General features: G+C 68.9%; 18 protein-coding genes. 10 read left to right on the forward strand and 8 right to left on the reverse strand.

Going from position 1 to position 18,672, the window contains the following annotated elements:
- The first annotated feature begins 23 nt into the window (after positions 1 to 23).
- Positions 24 to 701: a response regulator gene (locus CGU35_RS17000; RefSeq protein ID WP_198519631.1), complete on the forward strand. Its 678-nt coding sequence runs from the start codon at positions 24 to 26 to the stop codon at positions 699 to 701.
- A 6-nt stretch (positions 702 to 707) separates the two neighbouring features.
- Here CGU35_RS17000 and purD read toward each other — a convergent pair whose 3' ends face one another.
- A complete protein-coding gene (purD, locus tag CGU35_RS17005; RefSeq protein WP_100812640.1) occupies positions 708 to 1,979 on the reverse strand; it encodes a phosphoribosylamine--glycine ligase in 1,272 nt (423 codons plus the stop codon).
- A 138-nt stretch (positions 1,980 to 2,117) separates the two neighbouring features.
- Between purD and CGU35_RS17010 the strand changes: the two genes are divergently transcribed.
- The gene (locus CGU35_RS17010) at positions 2,118 to 2,474 is read left to right on the forward strand and encodes a sterol carrier family protein (protein WP_100812641.1); all 357 of its coding nucleotides are present in this window, start codon (positions 2,118 to 2,120) and stop codon (positions 2,472 to 2,474) included.
- 27 nt (positions 2,475 to 2,501) lie between these two features.
- Here CGU35_RS17010 and CGU35_RS17015 read toward each other — a convergent pair whose 3' ends face one another.
- From CGU35_RS17015 to CGU35_RS17025, 3 genes are all read right to left on the reverse strand, one after another.
- Complete coding sequence (locus CGU35_RS17015; RefSeq protein WP_100812642.1) at positions 2,502 to 3,293, reverse strand: heme ABC transporter ATP-binding protein; 792 nt, start codon at positions 3,291 to 3,293, stop codon at positions 2,502 to 2,504.
- A complete protein-coding gene (locus CGU35_RS17020) occupies positions 3,290 to 4,303 on the reverse strand; it encodes a FecCD family ABC transporter permease (RefSeq protein WP_100812848.1) in 1,014 nt (337 codons plus the stop codon). The genes CGU35_RS17015 and CGU35_RS17020 overlap by 4 nt, the downstream gene beginning before the upstream one ends.
- Before the next feature lie 86 nt (positions 4,304 to 4,389).
- Positions 4,390 to 5,508 carry a heme/hemin ABC transporter substrate-binding protein gene (locus tag CGU35_RS17025; RefSeq protein ID WP_100812643.1) on the reverse strand — a complete coding sequence of 373 codons (1,119 nt, stop codon included), beginning with the start codon at positions 5,506 to 5,508 and terminating at the stop codon, positions 4,390 to 4,392.
- Between the two features lie 170 nt (positions 5,509 to 5,678).
- Here CGU35_RS17025 and CGU35_RS17030 point away from each other — a divergent pair, with 170 nt between their 5' ends.
- The 3 genes from CGU35_RS17030 (at position 5,679) to CGU35_RS17040 (ending at position 10,961) form a co-directional block, all read left to right on the forward strand.
- On the forward strand, positions 5,679 to 9,203 hold the full coding sequence (locus tag CGU35_RS17030) for an HtaA domain-containing protein (protein ID WP_100812644.1): 3,525 nt from the start codon (positions 5,679 to 5,681) through the stop codon (positions 9,201 to 9,203).
- Between the two features lie 16 nt (positions 9,204 to 9,219).
- The gene (locus CGU35_RS17035) at positions 9,220 to 9,519 is read left to right on the forward strand and encodes a potassium transporter Trk (protein ID WP_100812645.1); all 300 of its coding nucleotides are present in this window, start codon (positions 9,220 to 9,222) and stop codon (positions 9,517 to 9,519) included.
- Positions 9,520 to 9,659: 140 nt separating this feature from the next.
- Entirely contained in the window at positions 9,660 to 10,961 is a 1,302-nt protein-coding gene (locus CGU35_RS17040; protein WP_157814042.1) for an HNH endonuclease signature motif containing protein, read from the forward strand.
- Between the two features lie 8 nt (positions 10,962 to 10,969).
- On the opposite strand, the gene CGU35_RS17045 is transcribed toward CGU35_RS17040, so the two are convergent.
- A complete protein-coding gene (locus tag CGU35_RS17045; protein ID WP_100812647.1) occupies positions 10,970 to 11,578 on the reverse strand; it encodes a zinc-binding alcohol dehydrogenase in 609 nt (202 codons plus the stop codon).
- A gap of 100 nt (positions 11,579 to 11,678) precedes the next feature.
- Between CGU35_RS17045 and purM the strand changes: the two genes are divergently transcribed.
- The 4 genes from purM to CGU35_RS17065 are packed head-to-tail and all read left to right on the forward strand — an operon-like array spanning position 11,679 to position 16,162.
- On the forward strand, positions 11,679 to 12,806 hold the full coding sequence (gene purM, locus CGU35_RS17050) for a phosphoribosylformylglycinamidine cyclo-ligase (protein WP_181003469.1): 1,128 nt from the start codon (positions 11,679 to 11,681) through the stop codon (positions 12,804 to 12,806).
- Positions 12,807 to 12,811: 5 nt separating this feature from the next.
- A complete protein-coding gene (gene purF / locus CGU35_RS17055; protein ID WP_100812649.1) occupies positions 12,812 to 14,272 on the forward strand; it encodes an amidophosphoribosyltransferase in 1,461 nt (486 codons plus the stop codon).
- Positions 14,273 to 14,321: 49 nt separating this feature from the next.
- Entirely contained in the window at positions 14,322 to 15,299 is a 978-nt protein-coding gene (locus tag CGU35_RS17060; RefSeq protein ID WP_100812650.1) for an ATP-binding cassette domain-containing protein, read from the forward strand.
- Positions 15,296 to 16,162, forward strand: coding sequence for an ABC transporter permease (locus tag CGU35_RS17065; RefSeq protein WP_100812651.1), 867 nt, complete (start codon positions 15,296 to 15,298; stop codon positions 16,160 to 16,162). Before CGU35_RS17060 ends, CGU35_RS17065 begins: the two co-directional genes overlap by 4 nt.
- Before the next feature lie 42 nt (positions 16,163 to 16,204).
- On the opposite strand, the gene CGU35_RS17070 is transcribed toward CGU35_RS17065, so the two are convergent.
- Positions 16,205 to 16,369, reverse strand: coding sequence for a DUF3073 domain-containing protein (locus tag CGU35_RS17070; protein ID WP_081766276.1), 165 nt, complete (start codon positions 16,367 to 16,369; stop codon positions 16,205 to 16,207).
- Positions 16,370 to 16,526: 157 nt separating this feature from the next.
- Here CGU35_RS17070 and CGU35_RS17075 point away from each other — a divergent pair, with 157 nt between their 5' ends.
- A complete protein-coding gene (locus tag CGU35_RS17075; RefSeq protein ID WP_374935789.1) occupies positions 16,527 to 17,069 on the forward strand; it encodes a universal stress protein in 543 nt (180 codons plus the stop codon).
- 62 nt (positions 17,070 to 17,131) lie between these two features.
- On the opposite strand, the gene CGU35_RS17080 is transcribed toward CGU35_RS17075, so the two are convergent.
- Both CGU35_RS17080 and CGU35_RS17085 read right to left on the reverse strand, forming a co-directional pair.
- Positions 17,132 to 17,737 (reverse strand): PadR family transcriptional regulator, encoded by a 606-nt coding sequence (locus tag CGU35_RS17080; RefSeq protein ID WP_100812653.1) that lies wholly within the window; start codon positions 17,735 to 17,737, stop codon positions 17,132 to 17,134.
- Positions 17,734 to 18,618 carry a DUF4097 family beta strand repeat-containing protein gene (locus CGU35_RS17085; protein ID WP_100812849.1) on the reverse strand — a complete coding sequence of 295 codons (885 nt, stop codon included), beginning with the start codon at positions 18,616 to 18,618 and terminating at the stop codon, positions 17,734 to 17,736. Before CGU35_RS17085 ends, CGU35_RS17080 begins: the two co-directional genes overlap by 4 nt.
- Between the last annotated feature and the right edge of the window lie 54 nt (positions 18,619 to 18,672).

The raw sequence follows: 18,672 nt of genomic DNA on the forward strand, positions 1-18,672 counted from the left end.
GCTCCACGCGATATCGTGGCGATGTGTCCCTCCACCAGGAACGCCCCGTGCGTGTGGTCGTCGTCGATGATGATTTCCTTGTTCGGGCAGCGGTGATGGGCATCCTCGAGCCGCGCGGCGATATCGAGGTCGTCGGTGCAGCCGCGAGCGGCGTCGAAGCGTTGGAAGTGGCGCGCGCGAGTCGTCCCGACGTCGTGCTCATGGACATTCAGATGCCGGGGATGGACGGAGTCGACACGACTCGTGCGTTGCTCGATCAGGTCGACACGGACGTCATCGCGATGACGAGCATCGGCACGGCGGAGACGGTGCAGCAGATGCTCGACGCTGGCGCCTACGGCTATCTCTTGAAAGATGCTGCCCCGGACGCTCTCGCCGAGGCAATCCTGACTGTCGCGCGGGGCGACGCGTTCCTTTCACCGCGCCATACGCGCGCTCTCGTAGAGCGATTGGCTTCGGACTCCGGGTCCGAGGCGCGGCGCGCGGCGGCTATCCAATTCGAAGCGCTGACTGAGCGTGAACGTGGTGCGGCGCGGCTCGTTGCCGCGGGAGCGACAGACGCCGAAATCGCTTCTGCTATGCATGTCGCCCTGTCGACGGTGAAGACGCACATTCAGCAGGCGCGGTTAAAGCTCGGAGTTCGAAACCGAACGCAGATCGGCGTCATGGTCGAGCGCGCGGGCGAGACTCCGGCGCCCTGAGCGGGCTCACCGCTCGATGATGCCCGCGGCGATGTCGGTGCGGTGGTGCGATCCCTCGAGCGCGATCAGATCGACCGCTTCGTAGGCGCGCTTGCGGGCCTCGGCGAAGGTCGTGCCGAGGGCGACGACATCCACCACGCGGCCGCCGGTGGAGATGAGCCCGCCACCGTCCTGGGCCGTGGCGGCGTGGGCCAGGTGCACGCCGTCGACGGCCGCCGCGGCATCCAGTCCGCCGACCGGTCGACCTGTCACGGGTGCTGCCGGGTAACCCTCGCTGGCGACGACGACCGTGATCGCGACCGCCTCGGCGAAGGCAGGCGGCGCGACGTCCTCGAGCGTGCCCGAGGCGGCGCCCATCAGCAGTTCGGAGAGGGGGCTGACGAGGCGCGGCAGCACGACCTGTGTCTCGGGGTCGCCGAAGCGGGCGTTGAACTCGATGACACGCACTCCGCCGTCGGTCACGATGAGCCCGGCGTAGAGCAGTCCGATGAACGGGGTGCCTGCCGCATCCAGGTGTCTCACGACCGGTAGCGCGACCTCGCGGGTGATCAGCTCGACGAACTCGGCCTCGCCGCCGAAGCGCTCGGTCAGCCACGGCAGAGGTGAATACGCACCCATGCCGCCGGTGTTCGGGCCCGCGTCGCCATCGAAGGCGCGCTTGTAGTCCTGCGCGGGGCTGAGTGCCCGCACGGTGTCGCCGTCGGAGATGAAGAAGAGCGAGACCTCGGGGCCGGACAGGTGTTCTTCGATCAGCACCGCACCATCGACCAGGTAGGCATCGGCGTGCGCGCGGGCGGCGTCGCGGTCGGTCGTGACGAGCACGCCCTTGCCGGCGGCCAGTCCGTCGGCCTTCACGACGTACGGTGCGCCGAACGCGTCGAGGGCGTCGGCGACCTCGTCGGTCGTCCGCGCGTGGAGCGCGCGTCCCGTGGGCACGCCGGCCGCCTCCATGACCCGCTTGGCGAAGGCCTTCGACCCCTCGAGCTGCGCCGCGGCACGGCCGGGGCCGAAGACGGGGATGCCGCGTTCGCGCAGCGCGTCCGCCACTCCGGCGACGAGAGGCGCTTCGGGCCCGATCACGACCAGGTCGATGGCCTCGTCGTTCGCGAACTCGGTGACCGCGCCGGGATCGACGGGGTCGACGGCGACGATCGTCGCGTCGCGCGCGATGCCCGCGTTACCGGGGGCCGCGAAGATCTCGTGCCCCGCGTCTTCCGACCGCAGCGACAGGATGATGGCGTGCTCGCGGGCACCGGAACCGAGGACGAGGATTCTCACGTCGCCAGCCTATCGACGCCTGTCACACACGGCAGCCGTGCACAACGTCGCAAGCCCGCTGGCGCAACCCCCTTCTGGCGCCCGATCGTCGTCGTGCCGCACGAATCTGCGACGTTGTGCAGGGGCTACCGTGGACACATGCCGCGCGCCATCACCACCGAGGCGGGTCGCGCCGCACTCGCCGCCGTGCGCGCCGCCGAAACGCCCGCCCGCACCGACCTCGCCACCGCCGTTCGCTATCTGCTGCAGCTGCTGACCGAGAAGGCGCCGGGCAACACGGTCGAGGTGCGGGTCCCGCCGTTCGGCGCGGTGCAGGTCGTGCAGGGACCCCGGCACACGCGCGGCACGCCGCCGAACGTCGTGGAGACGGATGCCGCCACCTGGATCGCCCTCGCGACCGGAGCCGAGTCGTGGCCCGCTGCCGTGGCATCCGGTCGGGTGCATGCCTCCGGAAGCCGGGCCGACCTCGCCAACCTGCTGCCTCTCAACCCCTGAGCCTCGCTGCGCACATCCCGCGGCCCCTCAGCGTCGCGGAACGACCAGCGGCACCCCCGTGATCGGGTGGGGGAAAACGTCGACGGCCTGCCGATAGACCGCGGCGACCCTTTCCGCTGTGAGGACGTCTTCCGGCGCCCCCGAGGCCACCACGCGTCCGCCATCGAGCAGCGTGACGCGGTCGGCGTTGGCGAGCGCGGCATTGAGGTCGTGCAGGACGATGGCGACCGCGTCGCCCGCCCGAGCGCGGTCGCGCACGACCCGCAGCACGTCCTCTTGGTGTTTGAGGTCGAGGGCGGCGGTCGGTTCATCGAGCAGCAGGATGCCCGTGGTCTGGGCGAGCACACGGGCGAGTGCGACCCGGGCGCGCTCGCCGCCCGAGAGTGAAGTCACCGTGCGATCCGCGAGCCCTTCGATCTCGGTCGCGCGCATCGCCTCCGTCACCCGTGCGTCGTCGTCCGCCTCGTCGGCGGTGCGTGCCCACGGTGCGCGGCCCATCCGCACGACCTCGGAGACCGAGAACGGAAAGCTCACGGCGTTCTGTTGCAGCAGCACGGCCCGAAGCCGCGAGAGTTCGCGGGGTGAATGCCGACGCAGGTCGGTCCCGTCGAGAACGACGGTGCCCGCGGTGGGCGTGACGTCACCCGCGAGCACGCCGAACAGCGTGGACTTGCCCGCGCCGTTCGGTCCGACCAGGGCGTGTACCTCGCCCGCCCGGACCTCGATGGCGGCGCCGTCGAGGATCGGTCGGCCCGAGGCATCCGGCATCACGCGGACGCCGGATGCAGCGATCCGCGGCTCATCCGCGCGCCCGGTCATCCCCAGCCTCCGGCCCGTTTGCGCGTGCGCACGAGCAGCCACAGGAAAAAGGGCCCGCCGACGAGCGACGTGATCATGCCGATCGGCAGGTCGGCCAGGGGTACGGCCGTGCGCGCGACGAGGTCCGCGAGGGCCAGCAGCAAGGCGCCGCCGAGCGCGCTGGTGATGACGAGCGGCAGGTGCGCGGGACCGATCGCCATGCGCATGAGATGCGGCACGACCAGTCCGACGAAGCCGATGATGCCCGCGAAGGCGACGGCGGCGCACACCAGCAGGGCGACCGTGATGATGACACCGATGCGCAGCAGTTCGACGTGCACGCCGAGGTGCCGGGCGGTGCGCTCGCCGAGTGCGAACAGGTCGAGGCGACGGGCGACGCCGACGCCGACCGCAACGCCGACGACGATGAGTGGCACGATCAGCGCGATGTTCTGCCAGAGCGCGCCGTTCAGGCTGCCGAGCTGCCAGAAGACGATCTGCTCGCGGGTCGACGTCGTGCCGACGAACGTCAGGAACGCCAGTCCGGCCCCGGCGATCGCGTTGATCGCTATGCCCGTCAGCAGCAGTGTCACGACCTCGGTTCTGCCACCCGATCGGCTGATCAGGTAGACCGAGAAGACCGCGATCAACCCGCCCGCGAAGGCCCACGCGGGCGTCGTCCACAGCCCGAAGATCGTCAGCCCGAACGTCAGGCTCGTGGCCGCGCCGAGTGCCGCACCCGACGAGACGCCGACCACCGCCGCATCGGCCAGCGGATTGCCGAAGATCGCCTGCATCAGCACGCCCGACACCGCGAGCGCGGCCCCGACGAGCAGGCCCATCACGATGCGCGGCAGCCGGATGTCGAGCAGCACGCCCGTTGCGGTGGGTGCTTCCGGCGCCCAGGTCGTGTTGATGCCGACCGCGCGGAGCAGGATGCCCACCACCTCGGTCGGCGAGACGGCGAACTGGCCCGCACCGAGCGAGACGACGATCGTCACGACGAGTGCGCCGACCAGGGCGATCGTCATGATCAGGAATCGCAGGCGGCGGTTGGTGGAGGGCGTCGGCAGCACCACCTCCGTGCCGGCGCTCTCTGCGCCGGCGCTGGTCGAGGTCACCGCGTCGCGCCCGGTGATGCCGCGATGGGGGTGGGGGAGTCGGCCGGGGCGTAGACGGCGCGAGCGAGGGCGCGGATGATCTGGGCGCTGCGCGGGCCGAAGCTGAGGATCTCGGTGTCGGCCATGTCGACGACCCGGCGGTGCTGACCGGCGGGAGTCTGGGCGAGCGCCGGAATGCGCTCGATGAGGCCATCGATTCCGCCGACCGAGGCGAGACCGCCCGTCATCATCACGAGCACATCGGGCTGTGCCGCGACCAGGGCCTCGGCCGTCATGGGCTTCATGCCCTCCCAGCCGATCTCGGCGGCGACGTCTATGCCGCCCACGGCATCGATGAGCGAGTCGGCCCCCGAATCGCGTCCGAAGATGTAGTAGATGTTCGCGTTCCCACGGACATAGAGGAACATCATCCGCGCACGGTTGCCCGTTTCGGTCGGCGCGATGGCCGCGATCTCGGCCCGGGCTTCGTCGACCTCGGTGGAGAGGCGCGCTGCCAGGGCCGCACCTCGCGAGGGCACACCGAGGGCTGCCGCGATCTCGGTCACGAGGTCGTCGACGGTGTCGACGCGACGCTCGGACGAGACGACGACCACGGGGATGCCCGCCTCGCGCAACTGCTGGCGAACCTCTTTCGGGCCGATCGACGTGTCGGTCAGCACGATGCTGGGAGCCAACTCGAGGATCGCCTCGGCGTTCAGGGTGTGCCCGCTCTTCGTCACGACGGGCAGGCCTTCCGTGCCCGCGAACCCCGTCGACAGGTCGCGCCCGACGACATTTCCACCGAGTCCGAGGCCGAAGACGGTCGCCGCGATCGTGCCCGAGATGTCGATGGGCAGGATGCGGCCGACGTCGGTGATCTGGACCTCGCGCCCCTCGGCGTCCGTGACGGTCACCGGGAGCTCGGGCGCCGTCGCATCCTCGATCGGCACCACGCCGCGGGTCGAGAGGCAGGCGGTGGACCCTCCCGTGGTCGTGCGGACGTCCTCGGTGAGGTTCAGTGAGGAAAGAGGGGCGTCGGCGTGGACGCAGGTGTCGGATGCCTCGGCCCCGACGACCGCGCACCCCGATAGGCCGGCGACGGCGGCGACGAGCAGGAGGGAGATGAAGCGTCGCATTAGGCAAGGCTAACCTAAATCTTGACGAAACCTGAGTCGATCCTCTACCGTCGGAACCGCATCGAGTTAGCTAAGCCTAACCTCACGCATCCCGACCATCCGGCATCGCCGGCGATCTCGTTCCTCACCGATCGAGCGCCGCTTTGCGTGTCTTTCGGAGACCCATCATCGTGACCGCAGCACCGACGATCACCCCTGTACGCAGCCCCTTCGCGGCGTTCCTCACGATCCTGCTGATCGCGGCCGGCGCCTTCGCGGCCGTTCCCGCACGCGCCATGGACGGTGCGTCGATCTCGGGAACGGTGACCGCCGCATCCGAACAGGCGGGCCTGGCTGTGGCGGTCGAGGCATCCGGCCTCGGCACGGCGACGCAGGCCTATGCGGCACTCATCGTGAAGGGAACGGAATCCGGCATCAGCGGCAGCGGGGGATACGCCGCGTTCGCCATGCCGTTCCCGTCGATCGTCGACGGTGCCACGTCGTTCGCACTGACGGCGGAACCCGGCTCGCTCGATCGGAGCCAGACGTACGAGGTGCTGATCTGGCAGGTGCATTCGCCGGCGAACTCGTCGACGATCTATGCCCGCGCCGACGTGGCGATAACCGAGACGCAGTGGGATGCGGTCTTCCCGCCCACCGAGCCCGAGCCCGAGCCGTCGACCGAGCCCACCGACCAGCCCTCGACCGAGCCCACTGATGAGCCCACGACCGAGCCCACCACCGAGCCGACAGAGCCTCCGGCATCCACTCCCCAGCTCGCTGTCTTCCTGGCCGACGGTGTCACGCCCGTCGGCGACACGACCGTGCGCGCGGGCGACTCCCTCGTCGTGCGCGGCACGGGCTACGACCCGACGGCGAACGTCGGCGGTCGCGGTGCGCCGATCCCGAGCACGCTGCCGCAGGGCACGTACGTCGTGTTCGGCCACTTCGCCGAGTCCTGGCAGCCGTCGCAGGGCGCCGCGAGCAGCACGCGCAAGGTCGGATCGCAGAAGTGGGCGCTCGCCGAAGAGGTCCTGAACCAGGTTCCGAGCAACTACCAGGGCGCCATCCGCGCCCAGTGGACGCCGATCGCCGCGGATGGATCGTTCGAGACCACGCTGACCGTCACCCGCCCGAGCGCGCTCGCGGACGGCGGGCGATACGGGGTCTACACCTACGGCGCGGGCGGCGTGACGAACGCGGCTCAGGAGCGCGAGGTCATCGTCGACGTGATGCCCGCGCCCGCGCTCACGGTCTACCTCGCCGACGGGGTGACCCCGCTCGGCGACAACGCCGTCGATTTCGGCGACACCCTCGTCGTCGCGGGAACCGGATACGACCCCGCCGCGAACGTCGGCGGGCGTGGCGTACCGATCCCGAGCACGCTGCCGCAGGGCACGTACGTCGTGTTCGGTAGTTTCGCGGAACAGTGGCGTCCGTCCGAGGGTGCCCCGAGCGCATCGCGCAAGGCGACCTCGCAGAAGTGGGCGCTCGCCGAGAGCGTGCTCGACCAGGTGCCGAGCGCGTACCAGTCGCTCATCCGTGCGCAGTGGGCGCCCATCGGTGCGGATGGCTCGTTCCGCACGACCGTCACGGTGACCGAGTCCGCGACCCCGCCAGCGGGTGGAACGTACGGTGTGTACACCTACGCGGCGGGCGGCGTCACGAACGCCGCACAAGAGCTGAGCGTGCCGGTGACCCTGACACCGCCCCCATCACTCGACGTCTCCGTGCCCGTCGCCACGCAGGCCGAGGGTGCCTCGGTCCGTGTCGTCGGCTCGGACTTCGGGGACATCACCGGTGCCTACGCGGCCGTGATCGAGAAGGGCACGGAGGGCGCCCTCACGAGTGGCGGCGGGTACGTCGCGTTCGGCTACTGGATGACGCCGGGCGCGATAACCGGCGGTGCGTTCGACAAGACCCTCGTCGCCCCGACCGACAAGCTCGACCGCACCAAGCAATACGAGGTCATCGTCTGGCGCGGTCACAGCAACCCGACCGCCGAGACGATCTACGCGCGAGCGGATGTGCCGATCTCGTCGACGCAGTGGGACATCCTGTTCCCCGGCACGGTGCCCGAGGTGCCCGAACAGCCCGAGGTCCCGCCGACACCGGTCGATCCCGCCGCTCCGGCCCCATCCGTCGCGGGCGGTTCGCTGCGCTGGGGTATCTCGGCGTCGTTCGCGGACTATGTCACGGGGACCATCGCGCACGGCAGCATCACCGTCTCGGGCGGCGCGACCCGCTCGGGTGGTCTCTTCCAGTTCGGCCAGGCTTCCGGCTCGACCTACGACCGCACCACGGGTGTCGGCACCGTGATGTACACCGGCGGCGTGCGGTTCACGGGCCACGGCGGTCTGCTCGACCTGTCGATCGCCAACCCCGAGTTCCGGTTCGCCTCGCCGGCATCCGCTCAGCTCTGGGTCATGAGTAACGGCTCGCGCATGCAGCTCGCCACGGTCAGCGTCGGCGTCGCGGCACGCAGCGTCGACGGGGGAGCGGTGACCTTCAGCGGAGCCCCGGTGGTGCTGACGCCCGCGGGCAGCGCCCTGTTCCAGGGCCGGTACGGCAATCTCGACCCGATCACCCTTACGATCGGCGCGCAAGCCGCGGCACCGTCGGGTTCCTCGGGCACCGTCGCGGCGGCGAAGGTCAGCACCGCGGTGACACGCACCATCCCACCCACGCCCCCGGCGACGACCGGCATCGTGCTCGACCCCGGGTCGCTCGCGGCGCTCTCCACGGGCGCACCCGTCACGATCCGGGTCGATGGCTTCCGCGCGGGCGAGACCGGCATCGCCGTCGTGGTCTACTCGACGCCGACCGTGCTGGCGACCGACCTGGTGGCGGACGCATCCGGTGTCGTGACCTGGACCGGCTCGCTCCCGGCAACGCTCGCCGACGGCGATCACACCCTCACGTTCCAGGGATCGGTCTCGCGTGGTGTGACCTTCACGCTGGCGCGTGCCGCGGCGGTCGGTGCGTGTGTCGTGGACGGTGCGTCGATGCGGTGGGGCTTCAAGGAGTCCTTCCGCACCTACATCGAGGGCATCGCGGGCGGTGGTTGGGAACTCGCGGGCGTCGCCTACGAGTACCCCGATTTCGTCTGGACGGGCGGATCGGGATCGATCGACACGTCGGATGCGCTCGCGGGAGTCGTCGACTTCGGCGGCACGATTCGATTCACGGGCCATGACGGCGCGCTGGACACGACGCTCAGCGCCGCGCGCATCGAGTTCGCGGGCGACGTCGGCTACGTCGTCTTCGACATCACGGGCACGACCCAGTCCGGTGCGTCCATTGCGATGACGGGCGTGCGTTTCGCAGAATTCGCCGTGCCGACGCATGCCGTGGGCCCGGACGCGATCACGCTCGATGCCGTTGCGGTGACATTGACCTCCGCCGGCGCAACCGCATTCGGCAGCTACCCCGCGGGCGAGCGGCTCGACCCGCTCACGCTCGAGGTCCCGTTGCCCGCCGCTTGTGGTGTCGCGGCCGCTGTCGTCCCGGTCGATGGCGACGAGCCGCTCGCCGCGCCCGACACGGATGCCGCGGGCACCACCGATCCGCTGCCCGTCTGGCCGTGGATCGCCGGGGGAGTGGGGTTGGCGCTGATCGCCGCCATCGGCGTCGCGATCATCGTCCGGCGTCGCCACGCGGCCGAAGCGACGATGACGGCAGCGGGCTCCGGCGACCCGGCCGGCCCGACCGTGTAGGTGCGACAATGGAGGGGTGAGCAACGAAATCGTCGAGGGACGCGTGCGTCGGGCCCCCAAGTACGGCGTCTTCCTGACGGTGGGCGCATCGCTCGGAGTCCTGGTCGCACTCATCCTCACGTTTGCGACGGGTGAAGAGACGACGAGCCCCTTGACCGATGTCACGTACTCGTCGATGCAGGTCTTCGGATTCCTCGCCCTCATCGGCATCGCCGTCGGCCTCGCCGTCGGGGGCTTCGTGGCCCTGCTGTTCGACCGTGTCTCGCGTCGCCGGGCGCGCACCGTGAGCTTCGACCACGAGACCGTCGCCGACTGACGTCCGCTCGCGCGGCACTCTGCGCCCGTTCGACCTCCGGTTTCCAGATGGGAGAACTCTCATCTTCTCGTCGCGATTTCGGCGTGATTTGGGTGCTTTTCGGGGTTCGGATGTCGGCGATCGTCCGTAGAGTTTCGAACATGCATTCGAACAGCTTCGCTCCCGCCGACACCGTGGGCGTCGATATGGCCGACGTCGATGTTGCCGCGCGGGATCTCGCGGTGCGGTTTGCGGAGGCGTCGCGGGTGGTGGCGCGGGCGCAGGCTGTGCAGGCGCGCGTGTTGGCGGATGCGGCGGATCTGGGGATGCGTCGGGTCGCGGAACTCGCATCCTCGTCGTCGCGTGAGGCGGAGTTGCCGGTGCGAGCGTTGGCGGCGGAGTTGGGTGTTGCGGCGAACATGTCGGATCGGACGGTGCAGCGCCGCATGAACGACGCGGCCGTGTTGGCCGAGGCGTTCCCCGCGACGTTCGATGCCTGGGACGAAGGGCGGGTGAGTGCGGGGCATGTTGCGGTGATCATGGAACACGGACTGCCCCTGACCGATGTGGAGGCGCGGGCGGAGTTCGAGGCTGCGGCGTTGGCCCGGGCGGAGGGGACGACGCCGGGGCGGCTCGGGTCGACGTTGGCGCGATTGGCAGAGTCTCTGCAGCCCCGGACGTTGACGGAACGCCATCAAGAAGCACGAGCCTCGCGAGGCGCGTGTGTGCGGGACATCGGCGACGGGATGGCGGAATTCATCTCAACCCAGCCGGCCGTATTGGCGCATGCGATGCACGACCGGATCACTCAGCAAGCCCACGCGATCAAGAAAGCCGATCCGACAGACACCCGTACCGTGGATCAGATTCGTGCGGACCTCGTCGCCGACATGCTCCTCACCACCACCCCTTGCGTGGAAACGGATGCCGGTCTCTCCGACGGCGTCGGCGGACTGGGCGCGATTCGCGGGATCGTCAACGTCACGGTCCCCGCTCTCGCGTTGGCGGGTGTGACGGACGAGCCCGCTGAGTTGGTCGGGCGTTGTCCGATCGACCCCGCCACGGCCCGCGCCCTCGCCGGCCACGCGACCGGGTGGGATCGCGTCCTCGCGGATCCGATCACGGGTTGTGTTCTCGCGGTCGATAGGTACACGCCGTCTGCGGATATGAAGCGGTTCCTGCGGGCGAGGGATCAGCACTGCCGGTTCCCCGGATGTCGGCAACCCGCACACCGGTGCGACCGGGACCACACCCTCGACTACGCATTGGGCGGCGAGACCAGCACCTGCAATCTGGCTTGTCTCTGCAAACGACACCACACCCTGAAGGGCGAAACAGCCTGGACGGTTCGCCAACTCGGCGGTGGAGTACTGGAGTGGACGTCCCCGGGTGGTCACGTCTACATCGACAAACCACCCTCGGCAATCCGCTTCACTCCGAACACGGATCCACCGCCGTTCTGAGGCAGCGTTTATGCGAGCTCGGCGATGATCGGATGGATCGCCGCGTCGAATGCGACGACGTCGCTGCGCAGCCCGTCCGTGACCGCGATCGTGAGCGACCCGATCCACCACACGCCACGCTGGGTGAGCGGTAGCACCTGCACGTTGAGTTCGAAGGCGTGTGCCCTGCGCCCGACCTCTCGTTCGTGTTGCGCGATCGCCCCGGCATAGGCGCGGTACGAGACACCGGCCTTGCCGAGGGCGTTGCCCGCGTGGCGATCGTGTGCGGCTCGCGCGAACGCCACGGCACTCGTATGGGGAGCGATGGCCTCGCGCAGGTCGTCGAAGCCCTCGACGGGGAGCGCGACATAGGTCTCGAACCCGTCGACCAGGTCGAGGGGGCTCGAGGCGGGGTGTGCCTGGGGTTCGACGGTCATCGCCCAGTATTCGCGCCACTGCCGTTCGAGGCGGGACTGCTCCTGCTCGTCGCGTAGGGACTCGTTCGACGGCAGACCGCGCAGGGGAGGCAGTTCGTCCGGCCATCGCACGCCCACGAGCTGACGCAGCGCAAGGGCCAGGATGACCGCGATGTTCGCGTCCTCGCGGATCACCCACTCCGGACCGGCGGCGCTGGGCATGCCGTCATTGTAGGTGGCGCCACCCGTGCGCGCCGAGCGCCGGAGCCACGACGGGCCCCGATCGAATCCGGCACCTCGGGCGGGCCGGTAGGCTGTGCGGGTGGCCTCAGCCTCGCTCAACCCATACGCCGCCGCAGGAGTAGACACCGCGGCCGGCGACCTCGCCGTAGAACTCATGAAGTCGGCGGTGCGTGCGACGCACGGTCCCGAAGTCCTCGGGGGTGTCGGTGGCTTCGCCGGCCTCTTCGACGCGCGCGCTCTTCGTGACTTCGATCATCCGCTTCTCGCGACGAGCACGGATGGCGTGGGCACGAAGATCGCGATCGCCCGCGCGATCGACAAACACGACACGGTCGGCATCGATCTGGTCGGCATGATCGTCGACGACATCGTCGTGGTCGGCGCCCGGCCGCTGTTCATGACGGATTACATCGCGTGCGGCAAGGTCGTGCCGGCGCGCATCGCGGACATCGTCGCGGGCATTGCGCGCGGCTGCGCCGAGACGGGCACGGCCCTCGTCGGCGGCGAGACCGCCGAGCACCCCGGTCTGCTCGCCGATGACGACTACGACATCGCCGGAGCGGCGACGGGTGTCGTCGAGGCGGCGGATGTCCTCGGTCACGAGCGGATCGTCCCGGGTGATGTCGTGCTGGCCCTGGCCTCGAGCGGTCTGCACTCGAACGGCTTCTCGCTGGTTCGCCGGATCGTCAGCGACCGTGGGATCGGATACACCGACCGTGCCGACGAACTCGGTGTCGCGACATCCTGGGGCGAGGCACTCCTCGAACCCACTCGGCTCTACACGACCCCCCTCCTCCGCCTCGTCGACGATCTGCGACCCGGTGCCGGGGTCCACGCCCTGAGCCATGTCACGGGCGGCGGGATCGCGGCCAACCTCGCTCGGGTTCTCCCCCGGGGAACCTGGGTGGACGTCGACCGTGCGACCTGGTCGCCGTCTCCGGTCTTCCGCGTGCTGGCCGACGCGGGACACATCACGCTGGAGCAGACCGAGGGCACGTGGAACCTCGGCATCGGATTCCTCGCGGTCGTCGCGGCCGACCAGGCCGACGCCGCGGTGGCCGCGCTCGGTCGCGACGGGATCGCCGCCTGGCCCGTGGGCGTCGTGCGCGGCGATGCGCTGCCCGAGGGAGATTTCGAACAGGGGGCGAAGGGGGTCGACGGCGGCGCCGTGCGGCTCGTCGGTTCCTACGCGGATGGAGCGAACTAACCCCCATGTGCGGCATCGTCGGAATGGTCGGCCAGGGGCCGGTCAACCAGGAGATCTATGACTCCCTGCTGCTTCTGCAGCACCGCGGCCAGGACTCGACGGGCATCGCCACGGCCGAGCCGAACGGGATCTTCCACCTCGCGAAGGCGCGCGGGCAGGTGCGCGAGGCGTTCCGCACCCGTGACATGCGTGCGCTGCTCGGCACGATCGGGCTCGGTCACGTCCGCTACGCCACGAAGGGCACGGCGGGCAACGAAGAAGAGGCGCAGCCGTTCTACGTCAACGCCCCGTACGGCATCGTGCTGGTGCACAACGGCAACCTGACGAACACGCGTGAGCTCACGCAAGAGTTGTTCTCGAAGGACCGGCGTCACCTCAACACGAGCTCGGACACCGAGCTCCTGGTCAACGTCCTCGCCAACGAGCTCCAGGCGTCGATCTCGGGCCTCGACCTCGACCCCGACCAGATCTTCCAGGCCGTCTCGCGCGTGCACGAGCGCGTCGAGGGGTCGTACGCGACGATCGCCCTGATCGCGGGCCACGGGCTGCTCGCCTTCCGTGATCCGTTCGGCATCCGTCCCCTCATCCTCGGCACGCGCAAGACCGCGGCAGGCGGGTACGAGTGGATGGTCGCGTCCGAGTCCCTCGTGCTCGAGAACGGGGACTACGACGTCGTCCGTGATGTCATGCCGGGCGAGGCCGTGTTCATCGACCTCGAGGGGCACCTCCACACGCGCCAGTGCGCGAAGGACACGCGGCTGGCACCGTGCTCTTTCGAGTACGTCTACCTCGCGCGTCCCGACTCGATCATGAACGGCATCTCGGTGTACGAGGCCCGCCTGCGCATGGGCGACCGTCTTGCCGACACGATCGCCAAGTACACCCCGACCGGGACGATCGATGTCGTCATGCCCATCCCGGACTCGTCGCGGCCCGCCGCCATGCAGGTCGCTCGCAAGCTCGGCATCGAGTATCGCGAGGGGTTCTACAAGAACCGCTACGTCGGGCGGACGTTCATCATGCCCGGGCAGGCGGTGCGCCGAAAGAGCGTGCGGCAGAAGCTCAACGCCATGTCGAGCGAGTTCAAGGGCAAGAACGTCCTGCTGATCGACGACTCGATCGTGCGCGGCACGACGAGCCAGCAGATCATCCAGATGGCACGGGATGCGGGTGCCAAGACCGTGACGTTCGCATCGGCCGCCCCGCCCGTGCGTTTTCCGCACGTCTACGGCATCAACATGCCGTCGCGTCAGGAGCTCGTCGCTCATGGCCGCACGATCCCCGAGATCGCGGAAGAGCTCGGCTGCGACTACCTCGTCTATCAAGAGGTCGAGGACCTCAAAGCCGCGATCCTCGAGGGTTCGGACGTCACGGACCTCGATATGAGCTGCTTCGATGGGCACTACGTAACCGGCACGGTCTCGGAGGAGTACCTGGCGTGGGTCGAGGGGTCCCAGACGTCCTGACCGTCGGGCTGTTACGCCGACGTCGCCGGCCCGGGGTACGATCGCGCGCATGGCCTTCATCGAGGCGAGGGATCTCGTCAAGACCTATCAGCCCAAGGGCGCTCCCACCGTGCGGGCGCTCGACGGCCTCGACCTGACGGTTCCCGAGGGAACCGTCACCGCGCTGCTCGGGCCCAACGGCGCAGGCAAGACCACAACGGTGAAGGTCCTCACGACGCTGATCAAGCCCGACTCCGGATCGGCGCACATCAACGGAATCGACGTCCTCGCCGATCCCCAGGCCGTTCGACGCATGAGCGGGGCCAGCGGCCAGTATGCCGCGGTGGATGAGAACCTGACCGGTTTCGAGAACCTGCTCATGGTCGGTCTGCTGTATCACCTCGGCCGCAAGCGCGCGGCCGAGCGCGCGCATGAGCTCATCGAGCTGTTCGATCTGGTCGACGCGCAGAACCGCCCGGTGAAGGGATTCTCGGGCGGAATGCGGCGCCGGATCGACCTCGCGGGCGCCCTCGTGATCAATCCGCCCGTCCTCTTCCTGGACGAGCCGACCACGGGGCTCGATCCGCGGAGCCGGCTGGCGCTGTGGGACATCATCGAGTCGCTCGTGGCGGGCGGCACGACGGTGTTGCTGACCACGCAGTACCTCGAAGAGGCGGACCGCCTCGCCGATTCGATCTCGATCATCGACAACGGGCGGGTGATCGCCGAGGGTACGGCCGACGAGCTGAAGTCATCCGTGGGAGGGCAGCGCGTGGCGATCAGCTTCGCTCAAGAGGCGGATGCGCCCGCGGTCGAGCGGATTCTGCAGCGTCACGGCACCGGTACCGTCGTGTCCGATGGGGGACGCACGCTGGTCGTCCCCGTCGCCGACGGCGCGGACGCGCTGGGCAGCATCATGGCGGAAGTGGCTGCGGCCGGTATCGAATTGCACGACGCGGGGATGCGGCGACCGACCCTCGACGACGTCTTCCTGCAGCTCACCGGCCACGCGGCCGAGGCGACGTCAGACGAGGAGGCGGTGGCATGACGACGATCCCCCCGGGTGGGTCGGCCTCCCGCACGTCCACCGCGGCACTCCAGCCGCTTCCCGGCAGCGCGATCAGCCGGTTCTTCTCCGACGGCTACGTCGCGACGTGGCGGAACATCAAGAAGATCGTGCGCGTGCCCGACATCCTGGTGTTCACGCTCATCCAGCCCATCATGTTCGTGCTGCTGTTCACCTTCGTGTTCGGCTCGTCGATCGACATCCCCGGCGAGAGCTACACGTCGTTCCTGATGGCGGGAATCTTCGCGCAGACGATCGTGTTCGGCTCGACCTACTCCGGCTCGGCCATGGCGCAGGATCTGAAGGACGGGATCATCGACCGATTCCGCACGCTGCCGATGAACGGGTCCGCGGTCCTGATCGGGCGAACGGTGGGTGACCTCGTCATCAACGTGCTCTCGCTCGTGGTGATGATGCTGACCGGGTTGCTGGTCGGTTGGCGCGTCGAGTCGTCGGTCGTGGGCTTCGTGGCGGGCGTCGGACTGCTCATCCTGTTCTCGTACGCGTTCTCGTGGGTGATGAGCTTCCTCGGACTCTCGGTACGGAGCCCCGAGGTCATCAACAACGCCTCGTTCCTCATCCTCTTCCCGCTCACGTTCATCTCGAACGCATTCGTGCCGAGCGAGAATCTGCCGGGTCCCCTCCGCGTCTTCGCGGAATGGAACCCCGTGTCCGCGCTGGTGCAGGCGGCCCGTGTGCTCTTCGGCAACGTTCCCGAGAACTCCCCGACGGCCGACGCATGGCCGTTGCAGCACCCGGTGATCTATGTGCTGATCTTCGCCGTGGTCATGCTTGCCGTGTTCGTGCCGCTATCCGTGCGGAAGTTCGCGACGCTCAGCCGCTGATCGCACCGGCTGCCCTGGCGTGGAGCTCGCTGAGGGGGAGGGCTAGGCCTTCTCGTCCTCGTACTCGTCTGCCCACTTGTCGACGTACAGGTCGTCGTTCGTGTGCCCGAGCTCGCGTTCGAGCGCGGTGTAGTTGACCGACGGGCTGTAAGACTTGAGCTCGCGAGCGATCTTTGTGTGTTTCGCCTTCTGACGGCCACGACCCATGCGAGACCCCCTCACGACTAGAGCGGCGGACATGTCTGAGGTGCCCGAAGCATTCACGAGACCGGCTCGAGGCCGGTAAGAGTAGCATTCAGAATAGCACGGGCGCACGAGGGCAAGCCGGGGGCGCCACCACCGTGAGGGAGTAGCGATGACCGATATGAGCCCGGAATCCCCGAGCGGCGACACGGGCGGAGCGCGTGATACCGCCCTCCACGGGGCGGTCATCGTCGCCGTGGTGCCCGGTCAATCCGCGCGAGTGATGCGCGAGGGGGCCCACTTCGCCCGCCTCATGCAGGCGCCGCTCGTGATCGTGCACGTCGACATGACGCGGTTCGTCACGTACGAGGACCCGGATGGCTACGTCCACTCGGCACCCATCGACATCGATGTCGCGCCCGGGGGCGCAGAGCTCGAAGCAGTGCGTCAGGCCGCGCACGATGCCCTCGATGCACAGGGCGTGGCGTGGGAGTTGCGTCAGCTCGTCGGTGACCCCGCGATCGCGTTGAAGGGCCTGGCCGAACGTCTCGACGCCAAGCTGCTCGTCGTCGGCACCCGCGACCGGGGAATCGGCGAATCGATCCGCGAGTTCTTCACGGGATCGGTGGCCGCGCGCCTGGCCCATCGCCAGCATCGCCCGATCCTCGTCGTGCCGCTCGGCACGGCGGCGGCCGACGACGAGGACCTTTGGCCCCAGGACTGAGAACGGGGCGGTCAATTCGGCCGCCCCGTCACTCGTTCCTGTTCTGCGTCAGTTGGCGTCGATCACCGCAGCGCGGACCGCAGCTCGCGCATGGCGTTCTCGACGTTCGTCGCGAGATCGTCGACGACGGATGTCTCGAGCACGCCGCCGCGTGCCACGTGCGTGCGCAACTCGGCGCGGAGGCGACCGCGGAAGTCGTTCACGATCGCATCGGCGCGGTGCAGCTCTTCGCGGCTGCGGGTTCGCGGGTCTTCCGAACGCGGGGTCGCGGTGTCCGCCTTGAGTTCTTCGCGAGCCGATGCCGCGAGGTCCGCGCGAAGGCTCTTCATCGCCTCGCGTACGCTCCCGCGCACCTCGTCCGCGATGAGGCGGACGGAGTCGGCGAGGCCTGCCTCGATGCCCTCGAGGTCGCCCGCGCGGGATGCCACCTCGGCGCGTCCGGCCGGCGTGATCTCGTAGATCGTCTTGCGACCGTCGATGCTCTTGGTCACGAGCCCCTCCTCTTCGAGCTTCGCGAGCCGCGGATAGATCGTGCCCGCGCTCGGGGTGTAGGTGCCGCCGGTGCGGTCCGAGAGTGCCTGAATGATGTCGTAGCCATGCCGAGGTGCCTCGTCGAGGAGGTTGAGCAGGTAGAGGCGCAGGTCGCCGTGGGAGAAGACGGGACTCATAGCGCGTCCTGGGAACCGTGGTCGGATTCGTTCTGGTCTGCGCTGCCGGCGTCGGTGACGGGTGCGGCGTCCATCGGGGGCCGCCGTAGAACGGTGACGTCGCCGGACACCGTGTTGGTGCGGATGTCGGCGAAGGTCCCGCTGAGTTCGCCGGTCGAACCGGTGAAGTTGGTGGGACCGGACCCCGACCGCACGACGCCGTCCACCTGTACGCGTCCGCTGACGCTCCGCGCGACGTAGTTGGCGGCCAATGCCTGGTCGAGCCGAACGGTCGCGTTGCCGTTGACCGTGTTGAGGCTGATCTGGTTGACGGCGCCCGTCGTGTCCAGCATGACGCTGCCCGAAACGGTGTCCACGGTGGCCTTGCGCAGACTGCCGGTGGCCGCGACGTCGCCCGACACGCTGTTCGCGCTGAGGGCACCGACGAGTCGGTGTGCCTGCACGTCGCCCGAGACGGCGTTGACCTGCAGGTCGCCGGTGAGCCCGTCGACGATGATGTCGCCCGAGACCGTGTTCAGCCGGACGTCGTTCTCGAGGCCCGCCACGAGCGCGCTCGCGGAGACGACGCCGAGATTCAGGGCGATGTTGCGTGGTACGGCGACGCTGATCTCGGCCTTGGGCCCGCCGGTCCCGAAGTTGCGGAAGACCTCGAGGAAGTTGTCCCACCGCAGCTGCGGGTGATCGATCTCGATGGTGTCGCCCGTCGCTTCGATACGCAGATCCTTGATCGTGACGGCGTGGACCTCGATGCGGATTCCGGGCTCGTCGTGGGCGATGACGTCGATCTGGCCACCCACCAGGCCTACCTTCAGCTTGCGGACGGACTCGATGTCGATCACGCGCGATTCGCCCGGGTGGACGATCCACTTTTCCAATGTCATGGCACGCTCCTTGAGATTCGAAGACACGATATATCGTGAGTACAGAATAACACG

Origin of the sequence: Microbacterium sp. BR1, assembly GCF_002812725.1 — a bacterium.
Taxonomy (GTDB): Bacteria; Actinomycetota; Actinomycetes; order Actinomycetales; family Microbacteriaceae; genus Microbacterium.

Coding starts and splice junctions, on each gene's coding strand:
- CGU35_RS17010 (WP_100812641.1), top strand. CDS start 2,118: ATGCCGCGCGCCATCACCACCGAGGCGGGTCGCGCCGCACTCGCCGCC.
- CGU35_RS17015 (WP_100812642.1), bottom strand. CDS start 3,293: ATGACCGGGCGCGCGGATGAGCCGCGGATCGCTGCATCCGGCGTCCGC.
- CGU35_RS17020 (WP_100812848.1), bottom strand. CDS start 4,303: ATGACGATCGCCCTGGTCGGCGCACTCGTCGTGACGATCGTCGTCTCG.
- CGU35_RS17025 (WP_100812643.1), bottom strand. CDS start 5,508: ATGCGACGCTTCATCTCCCTCCTGCTCGTCGCCGCCGTCGCCGGCCTA.
- CGU35_RS17040 (WP_157814042.1), top strand. CDS start 9,660: ATGCATTCGAACAGCTTCGCTCCCGCCGACACCGTGGGCGTCGATATG.
- CGU35_RS17045 (WP_100812647.1), bottom strand. CDS start 11,578: ATGCCCAGCGCCGCCGGTCCGGAGTGGGTGATCCGCGAGGACGCGAAC.
- purF (WP_100812649.1), top strand. CDS start 12,812: ATGTGCGGCATCGTCGGAATGGTCGGCCAGGGGCCGGTCAACCAGGAG.
- CGU35_RS17060 (WP_100812650.1), top strand. CDS start 14,322: ATGGCCTTCATCGAGGCGAGGGATCTCGTCAAGACCTATCAGCCCAAG.
- CGU35_RS17065 (WP_100812651.1), top strand. CDS start 15,296: ATGACGACGATCCCCCCGGGTGGGTCGGCCTCCCGCACGTCCACCGCG.
- CGU35_RS17070 (WP_081766276.1), bottom strand. CDS start 16,369: ATGGGTCGTGGCCGTCAGAAGGCGAAACACACAAAGATCGCTCGCGAG.
- CGU35_RS17075 (WP_374935789.1), top strand. CDS start 16,527: ATGAGCCCGGAATCCCCGAGCGGCGACACGGGCGGAGCGCGTGATACC.
- CGU35_RS17080 (WP_100812653.1), bottom strand. CDS start 17,737: ATGAGTCCCGTCTTCTCCCACGGCGACCTGCGCCTCTACCTGCTCAAC.
- CGU35_RS17085 (WP_100812849.1), bottom strand. CDS start 18,618: ATGACATTGGAAAAGTGGATCGTCCACCCGGGCGAATCGCGCGTGATC.